Raw genomic sequence first — 25,074 nt, forward strand, 5'->3', positions numbered from 1 at the left:
CGCTTTGAACAAGACGCTGCTCTTCCTCACCGTCCTCGTCATCGCGACGTGCGGGCTCATCTACGAGCTCATCGTCGGGACGCTCGCCAGCTACCTGCTGGGGGACAGCATCACCCAGTTCTCCACCGTCATCGGCGGCTACCTCTTCGCCATGGGCATTGGCAGCTACCTGTCGCGCTTCGTGGAGCGCGGGGTGGCCCAGCGCTTCGTGGAGGTGGAGCTGGCCGTGGCGCTCGTCGGCGGGCTGTGCGCGCCGCTGCTGTTCCTCACCTTCACGCTCACCAGCGTGTTCCCCGTGGTGCTGTACGGCAGCGTGCTGGCCATCGGCACCCTGGTGGGCCTGGAGATCCCCCTCCTGCTGCGCATCCTGCAGGACCAGCTCAAGTTCAAGGACCTGGTCAGCCAGGTGCTGACGTTCGACTACCTGGGCGCGCTCGCCGCCAGCGTGGCCTTCCCGCTGTTGCTGGTGCCCAGGCTGGGGCTGGTGCGCACGTCGCTCCTCTTCGGCCTGCTCAACGCGGGCGTGGGGCTGTGGAGCACGTGGCTGCTCGCGCCCGTGCTGGCCAACCCCGTGCGCCTGCGCGTCAAGGCGGTGGCGCTGTGCGCGGGGCTGCTGGTGTGCTTCGCGCTGGGGGACCGGCTCACCACCTTCTACGAGGACCAGCTCTACGCGGACGAGGTCGTCCACGCCACCAGCTCCCCCTACCAGCGCATCATCGTCACGCGCGGCAAGCGGGGCTTCTCGCTGTTCCTCAACGGCAACCTCCAGTTCGCCAGCATCGACGAGTACCGCTACCACGAGGCCCTGGTGCACCCGGCCATGGTGCGCGCGCAGAAGGTGGAGCACGTGCTGATCCTGGGCGGCGGTGACGGGCTCGCGGCGCGCGAGGTGCTGAAGTATCCGGAGCTGAAGTCCCTCACGCTGGTGGACCTGGACCCCGCCATCACCGGGCTGGCGGTGAACTACCAGGAGCTGGCGGCGCTCAACCACCACTCGATGACGCACCCGAAGATGCGCGTCATCAACACGGACGCCATGCAGTTCCTGGCCGAGGGCGTGAACACCTGGGACGTGGTCATCGTGGACTTCCCGGACCCCAACAACTTCGCGCTGGGGAAGCTCTACACGACGGGCTTCTACAAGATCTTGAAGAAGCGCCTGGCGCCGGGCGGCGTGGCGGTCATCCAGAGCACCAGCCCGCTGTTCGCGCGGCGCTCGTTCTGGTGCGTGGAGGGCACGCTCAAGGCGGCGGGCTTCTGGACGCAGCCGTACCACGCGCTGGTGCCGTCCTTCGGGGAGTGGGGCTACGTGCTGGTGGCGCAGGAGCGGCCCGGCCGCTACCGCCCGCTGCCGGAGGGGCTGGCCTTCCTGGACGAGGACACGCTGGAGGGGCTCACCCACTTCTCCCCGGACATGGGGCCGCTGCCGGCGGAGGTGAACCGGCTGAACAACCAGGTGCTGGTGCACTACTACGAAGAGGAGTGGCGCCGGTGGAACTGACGCGGCGCGAGCTGGTGGCCGCGTTCCTGGGCGCCTCCGTGGCGAGCGCCTGTACGCGGCAGGCCGCTCGCGCGCCGGTGCCGGGCGCCATCGTGGACCGCGTGGTGGACACCGGCCACAAGCTCCGCGGCGGGCCGCTGCCGCGCGCGCGGACCTTCGAGCCGGTGGAGGTGCTGATTGTCGGCGCGGGCGCGGCGGGGCTGTCCGCCGCGTGGCGCCTGTCCGCCGCGGGCGTGAAGGACCTGCGCGTGGTGGAGCTGGAGGCGGAGCCCGGGGGCACGTCGCGCTCGGGCCGCAACAGCGTGTCCGCGTTCCCGTGGGGCGCGCACTACCTGCCGTCGCCCCTGGAGGACAGGGGGCCGGTGATGCGCCTGCTCCGGGAGCTGGACGCCGTCACCGGCGTGGACGCGCAGGGCCACCCGTCGTTCGCCGAGGAGCTGCTCATCCAGGAGCCCGACGAGCGCGTCTTCTACAAGGGCCACTGGTACGAGGGGCTGTACCTGCGCGCGGGCGCGAGCGCGGAGGACCTGTCGGAGCTGGAGCGCTTCGACGCGCGGATGAACGCCTTCGCCGCCGCGCGCGACGCGAAGGGGCGCAAGGCGTTCGCGGTGCCGGGGGCGCTCTCCAGCGATGACGCGGAGTGGACCGCGCTGGACCGGCTCAGCATGGCGCAGTGGATGGAGGCGGAGGGCTTCCGCTCGCCCCGGCTGAGGTGGTTCGTGGACTACGCGTGCCGCGACGACTACGGCGCCACCTCCGAGCACGTCTCCGCCTGGGCGGGCATCTGGTACTTCGCCGCCCGGCAGAACGGGCAGGGTGAGCGCAGCGACGGCTTCCTCTCCTGGCCCGAGGGCAACGGCCGGCTGGTGAGGCAGCTGGCGTCGTCGCTGGGCCCGCGCCAGCTGGAGACGCAGGTGCTGGCGCACACGGTGGAGCCCGGCGCGGACGGCTGCCGCGTGCACGCGCTGGACGCGCGCACCGGGGCGCCCCGGGCCTTTCACGCCCGGCAGGTGGTGCTGGCGTGCCCGCGCTTCGTCGCCGCGCACGTGGTGGCGCCGTGGCGCGAGGCGCGGCCCGGGTGGATGGACGCCTTCGTCTACAGCCCGTGGGTGGTGGCGAACCTGACGGTGTCCGGGCCGCCGGCGTCGCGGGGCTTCCCGCTGGCCTGGGACAACGTCTTCTACGAGAGCCGCAGCCTGGGCTACGTGGTGGCCACGCACCAGGCGCTGCGCCAGGACGCGCGCGGCCCCACGGTGCTCACCTGGTACCTGCCCATGGCCGGCGCGGACGTGAAGGCGGAGCGCAATCAGGCCCTCTCCGCGACGTATGCGGACTGGGAGGCGCTGGTGATGGCGGACCTGCTGCCGGCGCACCCCGGGGTGGGCGCGCTCGCGCAGCGGCTGGAGGTGCAGCGCTGGGGCCACGCCATGGTGCGGCCCCGGCCCGGCTTCCTCTGGGGGGACGCGCGCCGCGCCGCGCAACAGAGCCTGGGGCCGCACCTGCACTTCGCCCACACGGACCTGGGCGGCATGGCCCTCTTCGAGGAGGCCAACTGGTTCGGCGTGCAGGCCGCGGAGCGGGCCCTGGCGGGAATGGGGCGCAAGAGCGCCAGTTGGCTGTAGCCATGGGAAGCGGGAGGGAAGGGCACATGAAGGACAGTCGCTTCAGCCGCGCGGAGTTCCTCGCGCTCACCAGCCTGCTCGGGGGCTCCACGCTGTTCCCCGGGCGCGGCGAGGCGGCTCCGGACGGGGGCACGCCGTCCCTGCGCACCGTCAAGTCGCCGGGGCTCGTGGGCGTCCCCGCGGCGAACGCGAGCGCCGCGGCCCCCAAGCCGGGGTCGCGGGAGGCGCTCACGCAGCTGCGAAGGGGCTGCACCGCGTCCCTGCCCGTCACCTTCTCGTCCGACGACGGCGCGGAGTACCTCCGCATCGGCGAGTGGATGCAGCGCCAGAAGCTGTCCAGCGACATCTACGGCAACGGCGACTTCGTGCAGGCCTTCGAGAAGAAGCTCGCGGACCTGCTGGGCTTCGAGGACGCGTGCTTCATGCCCACGGGCACCATGGCGCAGCTCATCGCGCTGCGCATCTACGCGGACTCGAGCAGCGTGCGCACGGTGGGCGTGCACCCGTCGTCGCACCACGTGCTGCACGAGGACGACGCGTACTCCGTGCTGCACCAGCTGCGCGCGGTGTACCTGTGCCCGTGGACGCGGCCCCTGCTGGCGGAGGACGTGGCCCTCGCCCGCGACACGCTGGGCTCCGTCAGCGTGGAGCTGCCGGTGCGCTGGCTGGGCGGCCAGCTCCAGACGTGGGAGCAGCTCCAGGAGCTCAAGCGCGCCTGCCGCGACAGGAAGGTGAAGCTGCACATGGACGGCGCGCGGCTGTGGGAGAGCCAGCCCTTCTACGGCCGCTCCTACGCGGACATCTGCAAGGGCTTCGACTCCGTCTACGTGTCCCTCTACAAGATGGTGGGCGGCATTGGCGGCGCGGTGCTGGCGGGCAACCGCGAGTTCATCCAGGAGGCGCGCGTGTGGCGTCACCGGCACGGCGGCAACGTGTTCCACCTGGCCCCGCTGGTGGCCTCCGCCGCCATGCGCCTCGACGCGGCGCTGGCCGCCATCCCCGGCCACGTGAAGCGCGCGAAGGCGCTCACCGCGCTCATCGCGGCGGATCCGCGCGTCACCGTGCTGCCGCAGCCGGTGCAGACGAACATGTTCCATGTGTTCCTGCGCGGCTCACCCCAGGCCTACAGCCGCCAGCGCGACCGCATCGCGCGCGAGGACCACGTCTGGGTGGCGGAGGGCTTCGGGCAGACGCGCGTGCCCGGCGTCGTGTCCACGGAGCTGCAGGTGAGCGAGGGGCTCCAGGCCATCAGCGACGCGGACGCGGCCCGCGCCTTCCTGCGCCTGCTGGAGGCGGCCTGAGCCCTGGCCGCCCTGACGTCGGGTGTCAATGTCAGACACCCGACGTGTGAAACACAACACGGCGGGTGCTGCGTCAGGCCGCCTTCTTGATGCTGTACTGCGGCTCCTGCGCCTGCGCCTTCAGGAAGAACTCCGAGTCCAGCAGCATCACGATGCGGCCCTTGTCGTCGTGGAACGCGATGGGGCCGTGCGCGGTGAAGTGGATGAGCGACTCCTCCAGCGCGGTGGTGGCCGGGTGCTCGGCGCCCAGCGGCTCGAACTCGTAGTCCCCCGTGCGGGTGATGCCCAGGCGGTCCTGCGTGGAGCCGGAGAGGATGAAGATCTCCGCCGGGCCCAGGTGCTTGTGCGGGGCGAAGACAGCGCCCTTCTCCATCTTCAGGATGGCGCTCCACACGCCCGTCTCCGCGCTCACCCGCAGCAGGCGGTAGGAGGTTCCAGGACCGAGCGGCTTCCACTCGAGGTCCGCGGTGTGAACCATTCCATCCATCATCGCCATTCCGGACATGAAAGCCTCCACGGTTGGCCCTGCGTCGGGTGTGTCTACAGCCATGATAACGCCCAAGATGGAAATCCTTGCAAGTTAGTCACACGTGTCAGGTTGTTGTCTTTGAGCCATACCTTTGTCTCAGGAAGATTCCGCGACGGCTGTTCGTGGGGGCCGCTCCCGACCGCATTTTCTGATCAGGCAGAAAAGCGACCGGTGATGGATGACCCGCGTGGAAACCCACAGGGGAGGGCGCGTCGCCGCGCCCCTGGCTTCGAGCGCGAGGGCCTGGCGCCGCCATGCGCACCCCCAGCGCGTCCGCGCCTCACTCATGGAGGGCGCGCTGCCCGGGGCGCGCCGGTGCTCGGGCCGCGGGGGGAGGTCCAACTGGTAGGCTCCCCGGCCTGATGCCCCGCCTCCTCTCGCCCGCGCAGGCCTGGCTGTTCGGCCCTGGCGTGGACCTCACCGTGTTCGCCGGCAGCGCGCTCGTGTCCGTGGCCTTCGTGCTGGCCGCGCCGTGGCTGGGGGCGGTGGGGGATACGCCCGCGTGGGCGTGGCTGCTGTTCGTGGTGGGCGTGGACGTGGCGCACGTCTGGTCCACGCTGTTCCGCACATACCTGGACGGCGAGGAGGTGTCGCGCCGCCCGGGCCTCTACGTGGGCGCTCCGCTCGCCGCCTACGCGGCGGGTGTCTTCGCGTACATGGTGTCGCCGGGCGCGTTCTGGAGCCTGTTCGCCTACGTGGCGCTGTTCCACTTCGTCCGCCAGCAGTACGGCTGGGTGGCGCTCTACGACCGCAAGGCGCGCGCGTCCGCCTTCGAGCGGCGCCTGGACGCCGCGGCCGTCTACGCCGCCACGCTGGGCCCCGTCGTCTGGTGGCACGCGAACCTGCCCCGCGCGTTCTGGTGGTTCGTGGAGAACGACTTCATCGCGGGCCTGCCGTCGTGGCTGGGCACCGTGGCGCTGGGCGCGCACGCGGCGGTGCTCACGCTGTGGGCGGGCTTCCAGCTCCTGCGCGTCGCGCGGGGCGAGGGCGTGCAGGCCGGCAAGGTGCTGCTGGTGGTGGCCACGTGGGTGGCGTGGTTCGGCGGCATCGTGCTCGCGCGGGATGACTTCGCGTTCACGGTGATGAACGTGGTGCTGCACGGCGTGCCGTACTTCGCGCTCCTGTTCCGCTACGCGCGCGGCCGCCACGCGGAAGGGGGCTCCCGCGGGATGGGCGTGCTCCTGCGCGCGGGGCTGCCCGGCTTCCTGCTGTTCCTCGCGGGACTGGCGCTGCTGGAGGAGGGGTTGTGGGACGTGCTGGTGTGGCACGACCGCGCGGTGTTGTTCGGCGACAGGGGCCCCGTCCTGGAGGCGGATGTGCTGGCGCTCGTGGTGCCGCTGCTTGCGCTGCCGCAGGCCACGCACTACGTGCTGGACGCGTTCGTGTGGAAGGCCGGGAAGGAGCCCGCGCTGCTGGTCCGGCTCGGTTGGGCGCGGGCGGGCCAGGGGCCCTCAAACGTCAGCCAGGCGCACAAGGTGGTAGCCATTCCCGGAGGAGGTGAATAGAGCTAGTGGGTCTATGGCTCGACTCCTGCTCGTTTCGAACCGTCTTCCCGTCACGGTCAAGGCGGAGAAGGATTCTGTCTCCGTGGTGCGCAGCGCCGGGGGGCTCGCCACCGGGCTCAGCCGCCCGCACGAGCGCTCCGGAGGCATGTGGATCGGCTGGCCCGGGGATGTCTCCCGGCTGACGGAGGCCCAGCGCTCACAGGTGGAGAAGCAGCTGGCGGACATGCGCTGCGTGCCGCTGTACCTGTCCGCCAGCGAGGTCAGCCGCTTCTACGAGGGCTACTCCAACCGCGTGCTCTGGCCGCTGTGTCACTACATGCTGGACCGCGTCCCCCGGCAGGACCGGGACTGGGACGCCTACCGCAAGGCGAACGAGCGCTTCGCCGACCTGGCCGCGAAGCACTACCAGCCGGGCGACACCATCTGGGTGCACGACTACCAGCTCATGCTGGTGCCCGGGATGCTGCGCCAGCGCCTGCCGCACGCGCGCATCGGCTACTTCCACCACATCCCGTTCCCGTCGTCTGAAATCTTCAGCACGCTGCCCCGCCGCGGCGAGCTGCTCCGGGGCCTGCTGGGCGCGGACCTCATCGGCTTCCACGCGGTGAGCTACGTGCGGCACTTCTCCGGCACGCTGCTCAGGCACCTGGGGCTGGACACGGACATCGACCGGGTCCTCTTCCAGGGGCGCGAGGTGCGCGTGGGCGCGTTCCCCATGGGCATCGACGCCACCGCCTTCGAGACGCTGGCGCAGGAGCCCGGCGTGCTGGACGAGGTGAAGACGCTGCAAGAGCGCTCCCGCGGCGAGCGGCTGCTCGTGGGCATCGACCGGCTGGACTACACCAAGGGCATCCCCCGGCGCCTGCTGGCGGTGCAGCGCGTGCTGGAGCGCGACCCGTCGCTGCGCGGGCACCTGCGCTTCATCCAGGTGGCCGTGCCCAGCCGCACGCAGGTGCAGGCCTACGCAGAATACCGCGAGACGGTGGACGAGCTGGTGGGCCGCATCAACGGCCTCTACGGCACCGTGCACAGCACGCCCGTGCACTACCTCTACCGCTCGCTCAACGAGAAGCAGCTGGTGAGCCTCTACCGCGGCGCGGACGTGATGCTGGTGACGCCCGTGCGCGACGGCATGAACCTGGTGGCCAAGGAGTTCTGCGCGGCCCGCCCGGACGAGGACGGCGTGCTCGTGCTCAGCGAGTTCGCGGGCGCCGCGTCGGAGATGCGCGACGCGCTGCTGGTGAACCCCTACGACGTGGAGGGCATGGCGGACGCCATCGAGCAGGCGCTCGAGATGCCCCAGCCGGAGCGCCAGGAGCGCATGCGCTCCCTGCGCGCGGGCGTGAAGACGCGGGACGTGCACTGGTGGGTGTCCAGCTTCCTGGACCGGCTCCAGGGCCTGCCCTCCGTGGCGGAGCGGCCGCCGCTGCCGGACGGCATGGCCGCCCTGGACAAGCTCAAGGGCGCGGGGCGCAAGGTGCTGTTCCTGGACTACGACGGCACGCTCGTGGGCTTCGCGCCCACGCCGGAGGCGGCCGCGCCGGACGCGGACCTCCTGGCGCTGCTGCGGGAGCTGAGCGCCCGGCCGGACCTGGCCGTGCACATCGTGAGCGGCCGCCCGCGCGAGACCCTGGAGGCGTGGTTCGGGGAGCTGCCCGTGGGGCTGCACGCGGAGCACGGCCTGTGGTCGCGCATGCGGCGCGGCCAGCCGTGGCGGGCGCTGCCGGGCGTGTCCTTCGAGTGGAAGTCGAAGGTGCGGCCCGTGCTGGAGGCGTTCGCGGCGCGGGTGACGGGCTCGTTCGTGGAGGAGAAGACGGCGTCGCTCGCGTGGCACTACCGCAAGGTGGACGCGGAGTTCGGCGCGCTCCAGGCGCGCGAGCTGCGCCTGCTGCTCTTCGAGAAGTTCTCCCAGGAGCCCATGCACATCCTGCCCGGCGACCGGGTGGTGGAGGTGCGGCCCCGGGGCGTCGACAAGGGCCGCGTGGTGCCGGAGGTGCTGAAGGAGGAGGCGCCGGACGTGCAGGTGGTGGCCCTGGGCGACGACGTCACCGACGAGGACCTCTTCGCGGCGGTGCCCCCGGGCGGCATCACCGTGCACGCGGGCAACAAGCACACGCGCGCGGCCTGGCGCGTGGAGGGGCCGCCGGAGGTGCGGCGGTTCCTGAGGGGGCTGCTCGGGAGGTAGCCGCGGGGGCGCGGCGTGGGCTTCAGAGGTTGAAGCCCACGTTGCCCACGGAGATGCTGGGCCCGAAGATGAAGGACCACTTGCTGGACGGCACCACGGTGTCGGTGGAGGGGTCTCCGCTGGTGCGCCGGGTGATGTCGCCCCGGAACTCGCGGGCGATCCACGCCTGCGCCCCCACCGCCGCGCCCGGGCCGATGGGCACGCGCAGGCCCAGGCCCAGCACGGCCGCGAGCGTGGGCGGGAACTGGATCTCCCCCGACTGCGGCACCAGGCCCAGGCCCATCAGCCCCAGCTCGATGCCCAGGAGGCGCTCCTGGCCCTCGTTGTTGAGCAGGGCCAGGCGCGACAGCACGCCGAAGTTGATGGCCAGCTGTCCCGAGGGCTGCGTCGCGCGGTAGAGGCCCGCGGGGATGGTGGCCATGGTGTAGAGGCGGAACATGCCGCCGCGCACGATGGCGGTCCACTGCGCGGACGGCAGGCCCGTGCGGTCCACCGTGGAGAGGGCGTAGCGGGACTCGTCCGCGACGTGCGCCACCTGCACGAGGATGCGGTCGTACTGGCCCAGGTTGCCCTGCACGGGGATGACGCGCATCTCCCCCTTGGGGCGCAGGAACAGGCGCTGGTCCACGCCGCTCTCGCCCCGCGTGGAGCCGTCCGACTTCGTCACGGTGACGCGCAGGGTGATCTCCTGGTTGCCCTCCTCCGGCGTGAGGCGCTCGCGGTGGATGATGACGCGGCAGGTGTTGCGCATGGCGTAGTCCACCCGGTGCGGGCGGCTGGGCGTGAGCTTCTCGTCGTTGCCCTCCTTGTCCGCGCAGACGAAGTCCACCAGGTTCTCCACGTTGGTGGGCACGCTGGCCTCGCGCACCGCGCGCTGCACGCGCTCGTCGGTGAGGAAGAGGTCGGACGTGGCCAGCTCCGCCGGCAGCGTGGGCAGCCGGTAGCCGAAGCGCAGCGACACGAAGCCGCCCGCGGTGGCCTCGCCCTGGACGAGCGTGGCGGACTCGCGCGTCGTCACGGTGTAGGCGCCGCTCAGCGGCCGCAGCACGAAGCGGCCCAGGCCGCCGTTGGACGCCACCGTCACCTCCGCCGGGCGGTTGGTGGGCACGAAGTCGATGGTGCCGTGGCCGGGCAGCTCCAGCGTCGCGCGGGGGACGGGCGCGGCCTGCGTGTCCGCCGTCTCCGACGCCACCACCGTGCCGTCCACGCGCGAGGTGATGGCGGTGACGGTCACCTGGGGCTCGTTGGTGCCGCTGGTGCGCAGCAGCACGTAGGTGCCGTCCTGCGCCTTCACCACGCGCTCCACCCGCACGCGCGCGCCGTTCACCGTCCACAGGAGGCCGCGCGGGTCGTGCGCGCAGGACGCGTCCAGGCGCATCACCAGCCCGGAGTTCTCCGCGTCGCGCAGCACCGTGCCCTCCACCGCGGAGATGGGGCACGCGAGCACGGGCAGCGTCTCCGCGAAGGAGGTCTCCAGCGCGTCGCCCTTCGCGAAGAACACGCGCGGCGCCAGCCGCAGGCGCAGGCTCACCGTGGGGTTCAGCCCCGGCACGTTGCGGATGGACACGGCGCCCTCCGCCACCTCGCAGCGCGCGGTGCCGCAGTCCACGGACGCGATGGCCTCCGAGTGCGTCACCGCCGCGTAGCCGGGGCCCTTGGACAGGTCCACGCCGGAGGACTGCACCAGGGGCCGCGTGAGCACGGTGCGGCCGGGGCGCAGGTGGAAGTACGCGTCGTCCAGGAAGCGCCCGTTGGCGTCGTACGTCGTCACGCCCGCGCCCCTGCGGCCGTAGGGGGGCACCCACGACAGCGTCGCGTCCGTGGGCAGGCCGGGCGTCAGCGGGACGACGCACTCGTTGGGGCCGTTGGGCTCCAGACAGACGTCCTGGCCGTCCAGGAGGCCCGTCTTCGGATCCACGCCGCGCGGCGTCCCGGACCAGGCGATGGCCACGTTCTTCAGGCCCAGGCCCTTGAGCTCCAGGCGCCCGTCGTCCGGGTAGAACGTGGTGGCGGCGCTGTCGATGCGGGGGAAGGGCCCGGTGGCCAGCACCACCACGGTGTCGGTGGCCGTGGCGCAGGAGGTCTCGTCGGCGGCGACCTTCAGCTCCAGCGCGCGGTTGGTGTCGTCCGCGCGCGTGGGCGGCTTGAGCGTGCGGCCCTCCGGCCCCAGCACCCAGCCGCCGCGCACGGGGCCGCACAGCACGCCCTTGGGGATGACCTCCACCGCCCGGCCGCCTTCGGGGACCTGGACGACGGGGGCGGCGGTGGCGGCCGTCGCCACCAGCAGGCAGCCAAGGACGAGCGCGCGTGCAGGGTGCATGTCCCTGCTAAAGCACGGAGGGCCGCGTCCGGGTCAAGCCCTCCGTGCGACTCGGCGGCGGGCAGGCGCCGGGAGTGTCCGTGATTACCGTGAAGCCGTCTTCTGCCCCGGCCCCTGGAGGAGGATGCGGCGGCCGAAGGCGCGGTCCACGCGGCCCAGGAACTCACGGAACTGCGGGTACTCGTCCGCCTTGATGCGCGCGACGGTGAGGGCCACCTCGCCGTCGGCGACGAGCGCGCCGTTCTCCACGCGGTAGCTGAGCTTCACGCGGCCGAACTTCGTGGTCTCCTCCACCGCCTGCGGCATGTCCGCCACGGTGTAGCCACCGGGCAGCGTGTAGCGCAGCTTGAAGGTGTTCACCCAGGGGCTCTGCATCACCAGGTCGAAGCGGCGCTCGGCGAGCGACGCGTAGGCCTGCTGGTACGTGCGCCCCGTGCCGAAGGGCAGGAAGCGCAGGCTGCCGCCGGGCAGCACCTCCGCGTAGCGCGGGATGCCCATGGCGAAGCCCAGCGTCACGTCGTCGTCCAGGCGGGTGGTGTCGCTGAGCTTCACCTCGCGCACGGTGAGGCCGGGGAAGCTCTGCGCCCACGCGCGCTCGAAGGTGGACTTGCGCGTGGACTCCGGGCGGTACGCGCGGCGGTAGTCCGGCGCGGACTGGCCGGACACGCTGCTCTCGCCCTTCACGTCCGCGCCGCCGTCCGGACGCAGCGCCACGTCCATGGTCAGCGTCGTCTTGTTGTCGTCCGCCTTCGCCTCCGGCGTGGTGAGGAAGGTGCTGGTCCCGTTGGGGTCCACCACCAGCACGTTGGCCACGCGGTCCGCGCTCGGCAGCTCCTTGGCGCCGTGGAACTCCGCGGTGCCGTCCAGGTACAGGTCGAACCTGGGCACGTACGCGATGGCGTGGTTGAAGGCCGCCAGCGACGCGGGCTCCGCGTCCAGCGAGCCCAGGTTGCGCATGCGCAGGAGCACCAGCCGGCTGTCCACGCCCGCCACCTTCAGCATGGCGTGGATGAGGCTCGCCTTGTCCTTGCAGTCGCCGAAGCGGCGCGCGAGCACGCGGTCCACGCGATACGGCTTGAAGCCGTGGATGCCGAACTCCAGCGCCACGTAGCGGGTGTTGGTGACGACGAAGGCGTAGATGGCGCGCACCACGGCCAGCTGGTCCTTGCGGTCCACGCCGGTGAGCACCTGGTCCACCGTGGCCTTCAGCTCCGCGTTGGGCTGGAGCTGGTCCCGCACCAGGCCCCACCAGTAGTGGCCCACCTGGTCCCACGTCTTGTACGTGGAGATGTGCAGGTTCTGGGCGACCTCCGCCCAGCCCGGCATGCCCGGCTCCGGCACCACCTTGGAGACGTGCTTCGCGCCGAAGCGGTACACGGTGCGGCCGGACTCGGGGGACTCCTGCTGCTGGTCCACGCCCGCCAGGCGGCTCTTGTTCCAGTACAGCGGCCGCTCCTGGGGCATGTCCACGACGTACTGGAAGCGCACCTTCGGGTAGACGCCCTGCACGCTCTCCACGTCGCCCCAGTAGTCCGACAGCAGGTTGTCCTGCGCGGTGTCGTCCAGGCGGTAGGTGAGCTCCAGCGTGTCCCCGGCGGCGAGCGACGGGAACGACAGGATGCGCGCGCGGGCGTCGTAGTACATGCCCGTCCAGGGCTCGTTGATGTTGCGGTCCGCGTCGCCGTAGCTGTCCACCACGGAGCCGTCCGGCTTGGTCACGCGGGCGCGCAGCACGCGCACCTCCTGGCGGTCCGGCGAGTACGTCACCGGCACGCTGCGGAACGCGTCCACGCCGCGCTGGTTGTACACGCGCACCACCACCTGCTGGAGGCGGCTGGACAGGCCGCTCTTCTGCACGCGCACGTAGGTGTTGTCCACGAGGTACAGGGCGTCCTCGTTCATGTAGCCCTCGGCCTCCCTGGCCAGGGGCTTCGCGTCCACCAGGTACTGGGTGCCGGCGCTCTCGGACTCGCCCTTGAGGGTGCGCAGGGCCTCCTTGAGGCCGGGGTTCTGCGGGCGCAGCACCAGCGACTTCTCGAAGGCGGCCAGGGCGGGCTCGCGCTGGCCGGCGGCGAGCAGCGCGCGGCCCTCGCGCTCGTACACCTCCGGCTCGTCCGGGGAGAGGGCCTTGGCCTCCGTGAAGAGGGCGGCGGCCTCCTCCACGGCGCCGTTGGCGGCCTTGAGCTCCGCCAGCCGCACGCGGCTGCCGTTGTCGAAGGGGTTCAGGTCGGTGAGCTTCGCGTACTCGCGCTCGGCGGCGTCCACCTTGCCCGCGTCCGCGAGCATGGAGGCCAGCTGCCGGCGGGTGTTGGCGTCGTCGTAGCGCAGCGCCAGCACCACGCGCATGCGGTCCATGGCCTCCTGGTCGCGGTCCAGCTGGCGGGACGCCGCGGCGGCCACGCGCACCACGCGGGGCACGCGCGGCTGCTGGCGGAAGGCCTCCTCCACCAGCGCGTGCGCCCGGGCGCGCTCACCCATGGCCTCCGCCGCGCGGGCGAGCAGCAGCCGCGCGCCCGGCACGTTGCGGCCGTCCTCCACCTCCAGGAGGGGGGCGAGCAGCGGCTGCACGCGCTCCGGGTGGCCGCGGTCCATCTCGTGGTCCGCCAGCGCCAGGCGCGCGGGGGCGTAGGTGGGGTCCGCCTTCAGGGCGGCCTCCAGGAAGCGGCGGCGCTCGTTGAGGTCGTCCGTCTGGGTGTTGGCGGCCAGGACCTGGAGGCGCGCGTCGCTGGGGGCGCTCTCCGCCGCGAGCGCGGCCTCGGCGGAGGCGGTGTGCTCGCGCTCGTCATAGGCGCGGAAGAAGGACAGCACCTGGGCGTAGTCGCCGCGCAGCTGGGCGTCGTCCGGCTTCTTCTCCACCAGCGCGCGCAGCGCCGAGGTCAGCGTGGGCAGGGGCTGCGGCGCGGGCGCGGGCATGCGCTCCAGGGCGGGGGCCCTGGCGGGCAGCGAGGCGCGGGCGGACGCGGACTCCGAGCGCAGGTAGAAGCCCAGCGGGCCGGACTCCTGGCACACCTTCAGCAGCACGCGGTTGAGGCCCTTCTTGAGCTTCACGGACACGCGCGTCTGGTCCGGGCGGGGCAGGTTGTAGCGGTCCTCCTTGGACGCGAGCTGCCCGTTCACCCACAGGCGGTAGCCGCCGGAGGTGCCCAGGCCCAGCGCCACGCGCGAGTCCTGCGGCACCTCCAGCCAGGTGAGCGCGTACGCCACGGACTCCTTGTTGGGGCGCACCGCGGTGGCCAGGTCCACGTAGCCGTCCGCGGACGTGACGGACAGCTTGCGCCAGGTGGCCTCGTGGCCCTTGGCGCCGGGGTAGCGCGCGGTGAGGTCCAGGTTGGCGGCCTCCGGGCCGAAGTCCGTGTCGCAGCCGGCCTTGCCCTCGTTCTCGAAGCCGCCCACGACGTAGTAGTCGTTGATGAAGCCCAGCCACTGGCGCACCTCGTTGGCGCGCACCATGCGGCCGCGCGAGCGCTCCGCGTCCATGAGCAGCAGCTGCGCGGTGGTGCGCGTGTTCGGGTCGGACGCGCGGCGGGACGCGATCTGCTGGTAGGTGCTCACCAGCGGGGTGAGGTCCTCCACGTCATCCACCAGCGCGTGCATGCGCAGGAGGGCGGCGCCGCCGCGTGGCGAGTTGGCGGCCTTGACGGCCTCGGCCGCGTACTCGCGGGCCCGGTCGTCCGCGTTCGGCCTCGCGAGCCCCAGCACGGGGCAGGTGAGCACGACAAGTGCGGCCAGCGATGTGAAACGCGACATCCGTTCTCCTCGAGTATCGGCGGCGCCCGGGGGCAGACAGGGGGCGATGAGGCCAGTGAACAGGCGGACCCGTCACGGCCTTCCCCTGCATGCGGCCCCGGACGGCGGGCAGGCAACCCATCCGGGCCCCACTCTATGCCGGACCGGTGTGGGGCGGGGTGGGCCCGTGGAGGCCAGGGCGCGAAAACGCACAGGGCCGGCGCGGGCGTGGATGCCCGTGCCGGCCCTGGGGGCGCCCTGTCGCTGGGGGCCGCCGTCAGTGGAGCCGGGTGTAGAGCGCGTTGACGAGGCCGCCGTCATCGCCGCTCAGCTCCCAGAACATCGCGCCCCCCAGGCCCCTGGCCAGGATGTAGTCCGACTTGGCGTCGATGCTCTGCGGGTCGTCGTAGGCCACCCAGATCTTCGTGGAGGGGCTGTAGACGTAGGCCTGCTTGCTCTCCGGGTGGAAGAACTTCGTGTAGCCGGAGCCCGCGCGCTCGAAGTTGGCCTTGAGGTCCTTGTAGTCGAACACGCCGGTGAGGCCGGACTGGCCGTCATCCCAGGTGCCCTTGGTGGGGACGCCGGCCTGGAACAGGCCGTTGTTCACGTTGGGCACGTTGCCCCAGCCGCGGCCGTAGAAGGGGATGCCGACGACGATCTTGGACGCGGGCACGCCCAGTTGGAGCAGCTTGGAGATGGAGCCGTCCGTGTAGAAGCCGTCGTTGGCGCCCGGGTCGCCCGTCACGCGGTCGAGCGCGGAGTGGAAGTTGACCGTGCTCTCGAAGGCGCCGTGGTAGTCGTAGGACATCACGTTGATCCAATCGAGGATGCCGGCCAGCTTCACGGACTCCTGCTTGTTGGCGAGCAGGTCCGGCGACGCGCCCGACGCGATGGTGAGCAGGTAGGGCTGGCCCGTCTGCGCCGTGACGGCGGACAGCTGGTCGCGGAACTCCTGCATGAGCAGGGTGTAGTTCTGCTTGTCCGCGGGGCTGCTGATGTTGTCCGGCAGGCCGCCGCCGGTGGGGTACTCCCAGTCCACGTCGATGCCGTCGAACACGCCCACGCCGTTGGCGGGGGTGACGCCGGGGAACTGGCCCTTCACGTACAGGTCCACGCAGGACTTCACGAACGCGGCGCGCGCCGCGGCGGTGGCGGCCACCTGGGAGAAGTACTTGGACCAGGACCAGCCGCCGATGGAGATGAGCAGCTTGAGGTGCGGGTTCGTCTTCTTCAGCTCCTGGAACGCGCGGAAGTTGCCGCGCAGCGCGCCCGGGTCCCACTCACCGGGGAAGCCGAAGCCCTTGTCGATGTCCGCGAACGAGTCCCCGAGGACGCACTTGCCGTCCGGGGAGATGTTGGAGAAGGCGTAGTTGATGTGCGTGAGCTTCGACGCCGGCACGTTGGACACCTGGTAGTTGCGCGCGTAGATGCCCCAGGCGGTGAAGTAGCCGACGATGCGCTTGCCGCCCGGCGGAGGCGTGCCGGGCAGCTCCACCACGACGCTGAGCGTCTTCGAGCCCACGTTGCCCGCGGCGTCGTAGGCCTTCACGGTGTACGTGTACGTGCCGTTCTGCGCGGACGTGGAGAACGCGCGGGTGAACGACGACGCGGTGGCGACGAGGGTGCCGTTCTCCAGGATCTCGAGCTTCGTTACGCCCGTGTCGTCCGTGGCGCTCGCGGAGACGGTGACGGAGCCCGCGGCGGTGACGCGCGACGCGCTGGCGCTGGCGGTGACGACCGGGGCGGTGACGTCGCCGGTGGAGGGGATGGCGACGGTGACGGTGACGCTCTTCGAGCCCACGTTGCCGGCGGCGTCATGGGCCTTCACGGTGTACGTGTACGTGCCGTTCTGCCCGGAGCCGGAGAAGCTCCGCGTATAGGACGACGCGGTGGCGACGAGGGTGCCGTTCTCCAGGATCTCGAGCTTCGTCACGCCGGTGTCGTCCGTGGCGCTCGCGGAGACGGTGACGGAGCCCGGGGCGGTGACGTTCGTCTGGCTGCTCGACGCGGTGACGACGGGGGCGGTGGTGTCGCCGCCGCCCGTCGCGGGGCCCAGGTCCAGCCACAGCGCCGCCACGGCGGTCGGCGTCCAGTCCGCCTGGGAGGTGTGGGCCTGACGGCACTGGTAGACGCGGCCCTCGTAGGTGACGCGCGTGCCCACGGAGTAGGCGACGCCCACGGCCCATGCGGCATCCAGCGGCGCCTTCATCGCGCTGCCCGGGCCCTCGGCCTCGGGAGCGAAGGACTCCTGGCCACAACCGGCGACGGTCAGCGCGGACGCCACCAGGCCCACAATCCATTTGCTACGACGCATTCGTGTTCTCCTCGCCTGCGGTACACGCGGAAGGAGTCACGCGCCCATTATTCCGGGTTAATGGCGGGTGCTGGAGTTCGCCTGCCCGTTCACCCAGGTGGTATGGACGGAAAGGTCTGGCATCAACAGCACGAGGTCCGCCCGATGCCCGGGGGCGATGCGGCCCCGGTGGCCGTGCAGTCCGAGGAGCGTGGCGGGATGGAGCGAGGCCATGCGCAGCGCTTCCTCCAGGGGCACGTCGAGCGAGTGGACGCAGTGGCGCACCGCGGCCGTGAGGTCGATGTCCGCGCCTGCGAGCGTGCCGTCCTCCGTCTCCAGGCGGCCGCGGCGGCGCAGGATGGTGCGGCCCTGGAGGGTGAAGGACGTGACGGGCGTGCCGACGGGCGGCATCGCGTCCGTGACGAGGAACACCTTGCCGGGTGGCTTGACCTTGAGGAGCAGGCGCAGGTTGTCCGCGTGCACGTGCACGCCGTCCGCGATGACGCCGCACCACGCGTCGTCATGGGTGAGCGCGGCGACGACGGGCCCGGGCTGGCGGTTCAGCACCGGGGGCATGGCGTTGAACAGGTGGGTGAAGCCTCGCACGCCGGCGCGCAGGGCCTGGGTGGTGCGCTCGCTGGTGGCGGCGGTGTGGCCCGCGCTGAGCACGACGCCGGCGCTCGCGAGGCGGCGCAGGGTGGCATCGTCCACGCACTCGGGCGCGAGCGTCATCAGCACGCGGCCTCCGTGCGCGGCGAAGCGGCGGGGCAGGGCGGTGAGGTAGTCGAGGTCGCGCGGGTCGGGAGCGCGGATGAAGGACGGCACGTGGACGCCGGCGCGCTCGCGGCTGATGAAGGGGCCCTCCAGGTGGATGCCGAGCACGCCGCTGTCGGGGCGCGCGGTGGCGGTGAGCGCGGCCTCGCAGGCCTCGCGCATGCGGGTGGCGTCGTCGGTGATGAAGGTGGGCAGGAGGCCCGTGGTGCCGCACGTGCGCATGGCGGCGGCGATGGCGAGCGCGGCCTCCTCGGTGGGCGCGTCGTTGAAGAGCACGCCGCCGGCGCCGTTGACCTGCACGTCCACGAAGCCGGGGGCCAGCAGCGCGTCACCGGGCAGCGTGTGCACGGTGGCGCCCGTGGGGAGCTCGGAAGCAGGCACGACGGCGCGGATGGTGCCTTCTTCCAGGACGACGGCGTGGCCTTCGAGGAGCTGGTCCCCGGTGAAGACGCGCGCGCCTTGAAGGATGGTGGAGGTGGGCATCACTCAAGCTCCGTGGGCTCGCGGAAGATGACGGCGCGGCCTTCGAGGCGCTGGAGGCGCGCGGAGACGTGCGCGCCTTGAATGACGGCGGGCATCACACGGTCTCCGTGACCTTGCGCAGGTGCGTGGGGGCGTCCGGGTCCAGCCCTCGCGCCGTCGCGAGCCGGTGCACCGCGAAGTAGAAGCTCTGCACATGGCACAGCGGCGCCAGGGCCGCGGGAAGGTCCGGCAGCGTGGGCAAGGCTCGCGCGCCGGGGACGGGCAGGGCGGAGTGGACGTCCGCGCCCAGCTCGACCATGCGCCGCGCGACGTCGCGAGTGCCCTGCGCGGCGTTGTCGTCCTGCCCCAGCGCGAGCACGGGGAAGCCCGGCCGCACGAGCTCGAGCGGACCGTGGAGGACCTCCGCGGCGCTGAAGGCTTCGGCGTGCAGGCGGCAGGTCTCCTTGAGCTTGAGGGCCATCTCCAGCGCGGCGCCCAGGCCGCTGCCCCGGCCGACGACGTAGAGGCTGGTGGCATCCTTGAGCGTCGCGAGCGCCGGCCACCAGTCGAGCCTGGCCGCCGCCTCCAGCGCGTCCGGGAGCCGCCGGGCGGCCTCGTGCAGCTCCGCGGAGTCCGACCAGTGCGCGACGAGCTGGAGGAAGGCGAGGCCGGAGAGCAGATAGGACTTGGTGGCGGCGACGCTGTGCTCGGGGCCGGCGGACAGCGGGATGTGCACGTCGCACAGCGCGGCCAGCGGCGAGGACTCGTCGTTGATGAGGCCCAGCACGACGGCGCCCCCCGCGCGGGCGGCCTCGGTCATGCGCAGGAGGTCGGGGCTCCGGCCGGACTGGGAGACGGCGACGAAGAGCGCGTCGCGCAGGTCCAGGGAGCGCGTGTTGTAGACGGACGCGACGCTGGGGCCCAGGGAGGCGACGGCGCGGCCCAGCGTGGTCTCGATGAGGTACTTGCCGTAGACGGCCGCGTGGTCGGAGCTGCCCCGCGCGCAGGTGACGACGAAGCGGGGCGGCGTGCGGCGCAGGCGAGCGCCCAGGTAGGAGAAGGTCTCGCGGCAGCGCTCGAGCTGGCGTCGGGCCGCGTCTGGAGCCTGGGCGGCCTCACGCGCGAGCGCGGGGAGGGATGGGTTGGGCGGGGTGGGGTCCACGCGCAGGGGATAGCAGCCTCCGGGGCTGGACGGGGTGACGAAGGCGGCAGGCGTGATGCGCCCGACATCCCGCGCGCGGCTCGGGAGGTCGTGATGTCAGGCCGGCCATGGAGCGGGCAGGCCCGGGGGCTCCGCCAGGTGTCTTGACGGCGGGGGAGGGGTGGACAAGAGAGGACGTCATGCTGAAGACCGCCCTGGGCCGTTTCCGTCTTGTCGCCTTCTGGGAAGGCCTGTCCTTCCTGGTGCTGCTGCTCATCGCCATGCCGCTGAAGTACGTGCTGCACATGCCCCTGGGCGTGCGCGTGGTGGGCATGGCGCATGGCCTGCTGTTCATGGGGTACCTCTACACGCTGATGATGGCGGCCATCGAATACCGCTGGGGCGCGAAGCGGATCGCCGTGGCCATCGTGGCCTCGATCGTTCCGGGTGGGACGTTCTGGCTGGACGCGCGGTTGCGCGGCGAAGCGCTCTCGCTGGAGGCGGCGAAGCCGCGCTGATTCACCACCCCGGGGCGACCATGATCGGCAGCACGACCATCCGCATCCCCAGGGGAATGGAAGGGCGTTGAGCACGATGCCGATGATGGCGTGCAGTGCGCGGGCTCGCTGTCCGGCGCAATGCACGCCCGGCACATGAAGGCACCGCAGCGCGAGCACGCCTCCATCGCGATCCTGGAGTGCGAGGCACAGCGCGGCTGCGCATTCGCCTCGTCGCCAGGGGGCCGGTGGGGCAGTCATTCGCCGCGAAACATGGACAGCGGTCCGAGGACTCCCTGGCGCGTTGCTTGCTCAAGGTCCGCGCGGGGCGATTGACCTGAAAGCCAGCCCGACGCAGGCTGATGGGCATGGGACGTCATACCGACAAGGTTGGAGACGCCTTTCCCCGGGCGCCTTCTCAGGAAGAGTGGGAGCGGATGGGGCAGGAGGAGCGGGACCGGGTGGTGGCAACACTGCCCGGAGAGGTGACGTACGAAGAGATGGCGATGCCCGAGGGGGACAGCCATCAGGAACCCAAGGCGCTCGCACGCGAGGCGCTCCGGGGCTACTTCAAACGCCGTGGACGTAAAGCCTACGTGGGCTCGGAGTTGCCCGTGTACTACCCGGCGGAGCGGCGATTCGCGCCGGACCTGCTGGTCGTGCTGGACGTGGAGAACCACCGTCGGAAGAAGTGGTTGGTCAGCCACGAGGGACACGGGCTCGACTGGGTGATGGAGCTCCACGTCGGGGGCGACCGGAAGAAGGATGCCGAGTTCAACGTGAGCCGGTATGCCCGCCTGGGCATCCCCGAATACTTCATCTTCGACGGGGGACGGCTCACGCTGGAGGGCTACCGACTGGCGACGCCGGATGCGCGTGTCTATACGCGCATGGAGCCCCGGAACGGGCGCTACGTCTCGGAGGTGCTGGGACTCGAGCTTCAGGTCGAGGGCGAGGACGTGCGTTTCTGGGCGGGCAACGCGCCGCTGCTGGTCTCCGAGGAGTTCATCGAACGCCTGGAAGACCAGACGATGAGCCTGCAACGGCGTGTCCAGGAAGAATCCCGACGCGCGGATGAGGCCGAACGCCGCTTCAGGGAACTCGAAGCCGAACTCGCCCGGCTCAAGAGCTCCCGAAGCTGACCTCCGGACCTCAGGCGAGGGTGAACGCCCTCGCCAGTGTCAGCACCTCCACGCGCGCGGCCCCCGCGTCCCGCAGGGCGACGGCGGCGGCTCGCGCGGTGGACCCCGTGGTGAACACGTCGTCCACGAGCAACACCTCCTGCCCCTTCACCGCCCGCGCCGCCACGAATGCTCCCTTCACGTTGCCCGCGCGCTCCGCTTCACTCAGCCCCACCTGCCGCCGCGTCTCCCGGGTGCGCTCCAGCCAGCCCGCGTGCGCGGTCCGCCCCGTGGCCTTCGCCAGCTCCCCCGCGAGCAGGTGCGCCTGGTCATACTGCCGCTTCCGGAAGCGCCGCACATGCAGCGGCAACGCCACCACGCACCCGGGCGCGGTCCTCAGGAACCGCCGCGCTTCGTCCGCGAGCAGCCTCCCCAGGGGCGCCGCGAGGTCCGGATGGTCCTCGTACTTGAACCTGTGGATGGCCCGCGCCACCGGACCTTCATGCGCGAACGGCGCCCACGCCCGGCTGAACGGCGGCGGCACCGTCCGGCAGCGGGGACAGGTGTTCCCCGGGAACGCACCCGGCTCCGCGCACGTCCGGCAACACGCCGGCGGCAGCCGCTCCAGCGCCGTGTCACATGGCTCGCAGAACACCGCGCCCACGCCCGGCAGCACCTTCGCGCAGGCCAGGCACATGGGCGGATAGAGCAGGTCCAACAGGGCCTTCCACATCACCGGGACTCCCAGGGGCAGCGCTTCTTCGCGCCCCTCGTGCGAGCCCCGTGCCGCTCACTCCGCCGCGCGGCCGCGCGTCTTGTACGTGAGCACCGGCGCCAGCGTCGCCACCACCCGCACCAGCCCCGCCTCCACCAGGTCCGTCACCACGCGGTCGATGGCCTTGTACGCCGGGGGCGCCTCCTCGAAGAGCAGGTCCCGGTCCTCGCACACCACGTGGCTCTTGAAGGACGTGCGCGTCAGCGACTCCGCCGTGAAGCGCTCCCTCACCCGCTCCCGCGCCGCCGAGCGCGTCCACTTGCGGCCCGCGCCGTGCGCCAGGCTGTACGCGCTCTGCTCGCCCGTGCCCACGGGCAACACCAGATAGCTCAGCGCGCCTCGGCTTCTAACCCCAACTCACCCACGAAAGGCCCTGCCCATGCTTCGACGTCTCGCTGTCGTGCTGTCCCTGTCCCTCTTCCTCCCCGCTGTCGCCTTCGCCCAGGTGGCCGGCGCCCCGGACCCCTCCAACGTGGAGGCCTTCGCGCGCCTCGTCCTCGACGCGGTGACAGCCCGGAACTGGGCCCTCGTCGCCTCCCTGGGCGTCGTGGCCCTCGTCTACGTGCTGCGCCCGTACGTGGGCACCTGGTGGCCGTGGCTTCGCACCGCGAGGGCGGGCGCGGCGCTGGCGGTGCTGCTGTCCGTGGCGGGCGCGGTGGCCAACGCGTTGCTCGCGGGCGAGGGCTTCACGGTGGCGCTGCTGCTGAAGGCGGTGGCCATCGGCCTCGGCGCGGCCGGAGGCTTCTCCGTGGTGAAGGCGCTCCTCTTCGGCGACGCGGACGCGGAGGCCGTGCGAAACGCGGGAGAGGTGGCCGCCGGGGAGATTGCCGGCAAGGCGGCGGCGGTGGCCGCGCTGGAGTCCCTCAAGCCGGGCGACAAGGCGTGAAGGCCTGGGTGCTCGCGCTGGCCCTTGCCCTCACAGGGCCGGCGCACGCCGAGGGCGAGGTGCTGGACGTGGCGCGCGCCACCGTGACGCTTCAGGACGGGCGCACGGTGGCGGTGTCCGAGGGCTGCTGGCTGTCCACGGAGCGCTGCGTCCTCACGGCCCGCGAGCTGCGGCGACTGGAGGCGGAGAACGCGGAGCTGCGTCGGCAGTCCGCCCGCGTGCCCGTGGTGGCGGTGCTGGTGGCCGTGGCACTCGGGGCGGGCGCGGGCTTCGCGGTGGCCCGACTCGCAAGGTGAGGTAGCCGCGCCCCACCTGCAATGGAGGCCTCCACGGCCTTTCCAGACGATGGGGGTTTCCACGTCTGGTAGGGTGCCGCGCCGGAGAGCCTCCGTTGCCGCGACTTGCTGCCCTTCTCGTCCTGCTGCTGGGGACTGCTGCCCCTGCCCAGCCCGCCCCCGCCTCGCGCGAGCGCCAGGAGCGGCGCATCTCCCTTCCAGACGGTGCTTCGGACCCCGTGCCGGAGCTGCGCGTCGCGGCGGGTGCGCTCACCGTTCTTGCCTTCGACGCGCCGTTGGACAGGGCCTCGGTGGAGCTGGAGGGCCGCGAGCGGTTCCGGCTCGTGGACGTCGGCGAACGCATCCTCGCGCTGGAGCCTGCGGCGGACCTCGGCCCCGGGGAGCGGCTGGGCCTTCGGGTGCGCTTCTCCGATAGTGCCCGCCCCGAGCAGGCCGCCTTCGTGCTCGCGACCCAGCCGGCTGCGTTCGATGGTCGGGTCCAAGTCTTCCGCCGAGCGCAGTCGATTCCCGCGCTTCAAGCGGAGTTGGCAGAGGTGCGTGCCGAGCTTGCCTCCCTCCGAGGGCGCAGCGAAGTGGCTAGTCCGGCAGGGCTCACCCTGGCGGGACTCTTGGACGAAAACGGGGTGGCTGCCCGCAGGATTGAGTCTCAGCCAGCGAGGGAGATGCAGTCTTCGCTGCGTGTCATGAGCGGCTTCATCCTTCGCGCACCCGCCTGGGGAGTGGTGTCCGTAGACGTAATGAACTCAGGCAAGACGCCCTGGGCCCCGACGGAAGCGCGTCTCACCAACTCAACGGGGGGCGTACAGGTGCCGGTGCTCGGCGTTCGCATGAAGCAACCCCGGATTGGGCCCGGCGAAGTCGGCACCATCCTCGTTGAAGCGACGTCTGCGACATGGAAGGCGGGGACGGTGTTCCTCCTGGAATTGATGGATGAGACAGGCACTCGTCGCCTTCTCGTTCCGCGTGTCGTGCTGTAGAGGGGCTGCCATGTTGACTGTCATCCACCATCCCGCATCGCTCCCGCCCGGCTACCTGTTTGACGGCTGGCGGGTGGTGAAGCTGCTGGGGGCGGGCACATACGGTGCGGTCTATCGCGTGGAGAAGGGCGGCCAGCACTGCGCGATGAAGATCGCCATGCACCGGCCCGGGAGCGGTGATGCGGAGCAGGCAGACGCGAGGTTGATGCGCGAGGTGGGGTGCCTCGTCCACCTTCGCCACCCAAACATCATCGGCATCCATGCCCATGGGCGCTGGCCGGACATCGATACGGGCTGGTTGTACGTCATCCTCAAGTTCGTGGAAGGGTACACGTTGGCGGAGTGGGTGGAGCGGATGCACCCCACGGCGCAGGAGGTGGTCCGCGTCTTCGAGAAGCTCGCGGGGGCCATGGACTACATGCACGGGCGCGGTGTCTTCCATCGCGACCTGAAGCTCGCGAACATCATGGTGCGGGCCAAGGACGGCGAGCCCGCCATCCTCGACTTCAGCGCGGGCGACTACACCCACGCCGAGGACTTGACGGACGCACCTCTGCCACCCGGCACACGCCGTTACCGCTCGCCCGAGGCTTCGCGCTTCTTCAAGGAGCACGGTGACGAGAAGGGCGCGCGGTACGAATTCAAGGTGACGGATGACGTCTACGCGCTGGGGGTCTGCCTCTATGACGTGCTGACGACGGCGGCACCTGCCAGCGGTTCCCCGAAGGCGACAGTCGAGGGACGCTGGGTGCCCAAGCCCGCTCGGGAGTTGAACGCGCGGGTGCCAGCGGGACTCAGTGACGTGGCGATGCGCTTCATCGCGCGCGAGCCTGAGCAGCGGCCATCCACGGCGGAAGTGATGCGGCGCGAGTTGGAAGCCCTGGCGGGCGAGGCGGGGCCGGAGTGGATCGTGCCCGTGCACATCCCCTCGTTGAAGCCTCCTCCGACTCCGGCTTCCAACACGGATGAGGAGACGCCTCCTGAGCGCCGCGCGAGACGCGCCCGGGCGGTGGATGCCGGGGTGGCCCTCCTCGTGGTGGCGGCCGTGGCAGGGGCCTTCGTGTGGCTGCGCCCCACGCCTCCGCCGCCCGTCCACAAGGAAATCTCAGGGCGTCCGGCTGAGCCCGCCGTGCCGAGGGATGCGGGGGTCGCCTCCCTCGTGC

The 25,074-nt window shown here is 71.6% G+C and carries 19 protein-coding genes; 11 read left to right on the top strand and 8 right to left on the bottom strand.

The window, feature by feature from the left end; genetic code table 11:
• Nucleotides 1-4 precede the first annotated feature (4 nt).
• From U8525_RS04185 to U8525_RS04195, 3 genes are read left to right on the top strand one after another with little or no spacing between them, the layout of a single operon-like run.
• Entirely contained in the window at nucleotides 5-1,501 is a 1,497-nt protein-coding gene (locus U8525_RS04185) for a polyamine aminopropyltransferase (protein ID WP_374261456.1), read from the top strand.
• Entirely contained in the window at nucleotides 1,492-3,123 is a 1,632-nt protein-coding gene (locus U8525_RS04190) for an FAD-dependent oxidoreductase (protein ID WP_374261458.1), read from the top strand. Before U8525_RS04185 ends, U8525_RS04190 begins: the two co-directional genes overlap by 10 nt.
• 26 nt (nucleotides 3,124-3,149) lie before the next feature.
• Complete coding sequence (locus tag U8525_RS04195; RefSeq protein ID WP_374261460.1) at nucleotides 3,150-4,424, top strand: low specificity L-threonine aldolase; 1,275 nt, start codon at nucleotides 3,150-3,152, stop codon at nucleotides 4,422-4,424.
• A 73-nt stretch (nucleotides 4,425-4,497) separates the two neighbouring features.
• Here U8525_RS04195 and U8525_RS04200 read toward each other — a convergent pair whose 3' ends face one another.
• A complete protein-coding gene (locus U8525_RS04200; RefSeq protein ID WP_374261462.1) occupies nucleotides 4,498-4,902 on the bottom strand; it encodes a cupin domain-containing protein in 405 nt (134 codons plus the stop codon).
• Between the two features lie 413 nt (nucleotides 4,903-5,315).
• Between U8525_RS04200 and U8525_RS04205 the strand changes: the two genes are divergently transcribed.
• On the top strand, nucleotides 5,316-6,458 hold the full coding sequence (locus U8525_RS04205) for a hypothetical protein (protein ID WP_374261464.1): 1,143 nt from the start codon (nucleotides 5,316-5,318) through the stop codon (nucleotides 6,456-6,458).
• A 13-nt stretch (nucleotides 6,459-6,471) separates the two neighbouring features.
• On the top strand, nucleotides 6,472-8,643 hold the full coding sequence (locus tag U8525_RS04210) for a bifunctional alpha,alpha-trehalose-phosphate synthase (UDP-forming)/trehalose-phosphatase (RefSeq protein WP_374261466.1): 2,172 nt from the start codon (nucleotides 6,472-6,474) through the stop codon (nucleotides 8,641-8,643).
• A gap of 22 nt (nucleotides 8,644-8,665) precedes the next feature.
• On the opposite strand, the gene U8525_RS04215 is transcribed toward U8525_RS04210, so the two are convergent.
• From U8525_RS04215 to U8525_RS04235, 5 genes are all read right to left on the bottom strand, one after another.
• The gene (locus U8525_RS04215) at nucleotides 8,666-10,963 is read right to left on the bottom strand and encodes a hypothetical protein (RefSeq protein WP_374261468.1); all 2,298 of its coding nucleotides are present in this window, start codon (nucleotides 10,961-10,963) and stop codon (nucleotides 8,666-8,668) included.
• 84 nt (nucleotides 10,964-11,047) lie between these two features.
• Nucleotides 11,048-14,710, bottom strand: a complete 3,663-nt coding sequence (locus U8525_RS04220; protein WP_374261470.1) for a DUF3857 domain-containing protein — start codon at nucleotides 14,708-14,710, stop codon at nucleotides 11,048-11,050.
• A 256-nt stretch (nucleotides 14,711-14,966) separates the two neighbouring features.
• Entirely contained in the window at nucleotides 14,967-17,003 is a 2,037-nt protein-coding gene (locus U8525_RS04225; RefSeq protein ID WP_374261472.1) for a glycosyl hydrolase family 18 protein, read from the bottom strand.
• A 57-nt stretch (nucleotides 17,004-17,060) separates the two neighbouring features.
• Nucleotides 17,061-18,239, bottom strand: coding sequence for an N-acetylglucosamine-6-phosphate deacetylase (gene nagA, locus U8525_RS04230; protein WP_374261474.1), 1,179 nt, complete (start codon nucleotides 18,237-18,239; stop codon nucleotides 17,061-17,063).
• 94 nt (nucleotides 18,240-18,333) lie between these two features.
• Entirely contained in the window at nucleotides 18,334-19,380 is a 1,047-nt protein-coding gene (locus U8525_RS04235) for an SIS domain-containing protein (protein ID WP_374261476.1), read from the bottom strand.
• A 179-nt stretch (nucleotides 19,381-19,559) separates the two neighbouring features.
• Between U8525_RS04235 and U8525_RS04240 the strand changes: the two genes are divergently transcribed.
• Together U8525_RS04240 and U8525_RS04245 are read left to right on the top strand one after the other, a co-directional pair.
• Nucleotides 19,560-19,877 carry a DUF3817 domain-containing protein gene (locus U8525_RS04240; RefSeq protein WP_374261478.1) on the top strand — a complete coding sequence of 106 codons (318 nt, stop codon included), beginning with the start codon at nucleotides 19,560-19,562 and terminating at the stop codon, nucleotides 19,875-19,877.
• Between the two features lie 347 nt (nucleotides 19,878-20,224).
• Nucleotides 20,225-20,998 carry a Uma2 family endonuclease gene (locus U8525_RS04245; RefSeq protein ID WP_374261507.1) on the top strand — a complete coding sequence of 258 codons (774 nt, stop codon included), beginning with the start codon at nucleotides 20,225-20,227 and terminating at the stop codon, nucleotides 20,996-20,998.
• Between the two features lie 10 nt (nucleotides 20,999-21,008).
• On the opposite strand, the gene U8525_RS04250 is transcribed toward U8525_RS04245, so the two are convergent.
• On the bottom strand, nucleotides 21,009-21,710 hold the full coding sequence (locus U8525_RS04250; protein WP_374261480.1) for a double zinc ribbon domain-containing protein: 702 nt from the start codon (nucleotides 21,708-21,710) through the stop codon (nucleotides 21,009-21,011).
• A 57-nt stretch (nucleotides 21,711-21,767) separates the two neighbouring features.
• Nucleotides 21,768-22,085, bottom strand: a complete 318-nt coding sequence (locus U8525_RS04255; RefSeq protein WP_374261509.1) for an RtcB family protein — start codon at nucleotides 22,083-22,085, stop codon at nucleotides 21,768-21,770.
• A 46-nt stretch (nucleotides 22,086-22,131) separates the two neighbouring features.
• Here U8525_RS04255 and U8525_RS04260 point away from each other — a divergent pair, with 46 nt between their 5' ends.
• From U8525_RS04260 to U8525_RS04275, 4 genes are all read left to right on the top strand, one after another.
• Nucleotides 22,132-22,638 carry a hypothetical protein gene (locus U8525_RS04260; protein ID WP_374261482.1) on the top strand — a complete coding sequence of 169 codons (507 nt, stop codon included), beginning with the start codon at nucleotides 22,132-22,134 and terminating at the stop codon, nucleotides 22,636-22,638.
• Nucleotides 22,635-22,934 carry a hypothetical protein gene (locus tag U8525_RS04265; protein WP_374261484.1) on the top strand — a complete coding sequence of 100 codons (300 nt, stop codon included), beginning with the start codon at nucleotides 22,635-22,637 and terminating at the stop codon, nucleotides 22,932-22,934. The genes U8525_RS04260 and U8525_RS04265 overlap by 4 nt, the downstream gene beginning before the upstream one ends.
• 95 nt (nucleotides 22,935-23,029) lie before the next feature.
• Entirely contained in the window at nucleotides 23,030-23,911 is an 882-nt protein-coding gene (locus U8525_RS04270; RefSeq protein WP_374261486.1) for a DUF2381 family protein, read from the top strand.
• Nucleotides 23,865-25,074 (top strand): serine/threonine protein kinase (locus U8525_RS04275; RefSeq protein WP_374261488.1); only part of this gene is annotated, 1,210 nt, incomplete at its 3' end. The genes U8525_RS04270 and U8525_RS04275, both read left to right, overlap by 47 nt.

It is taken from the genome of Corallococcus sp. RDP092CA (genome assembly GCF_041903675.1).
In the GTDB taxonomy this organism is placed as follows: domain Bacteria; phylum Myxococcota; class Myxococcia; order Myxococcales; family Myxococcaceae; genus Corallococcus.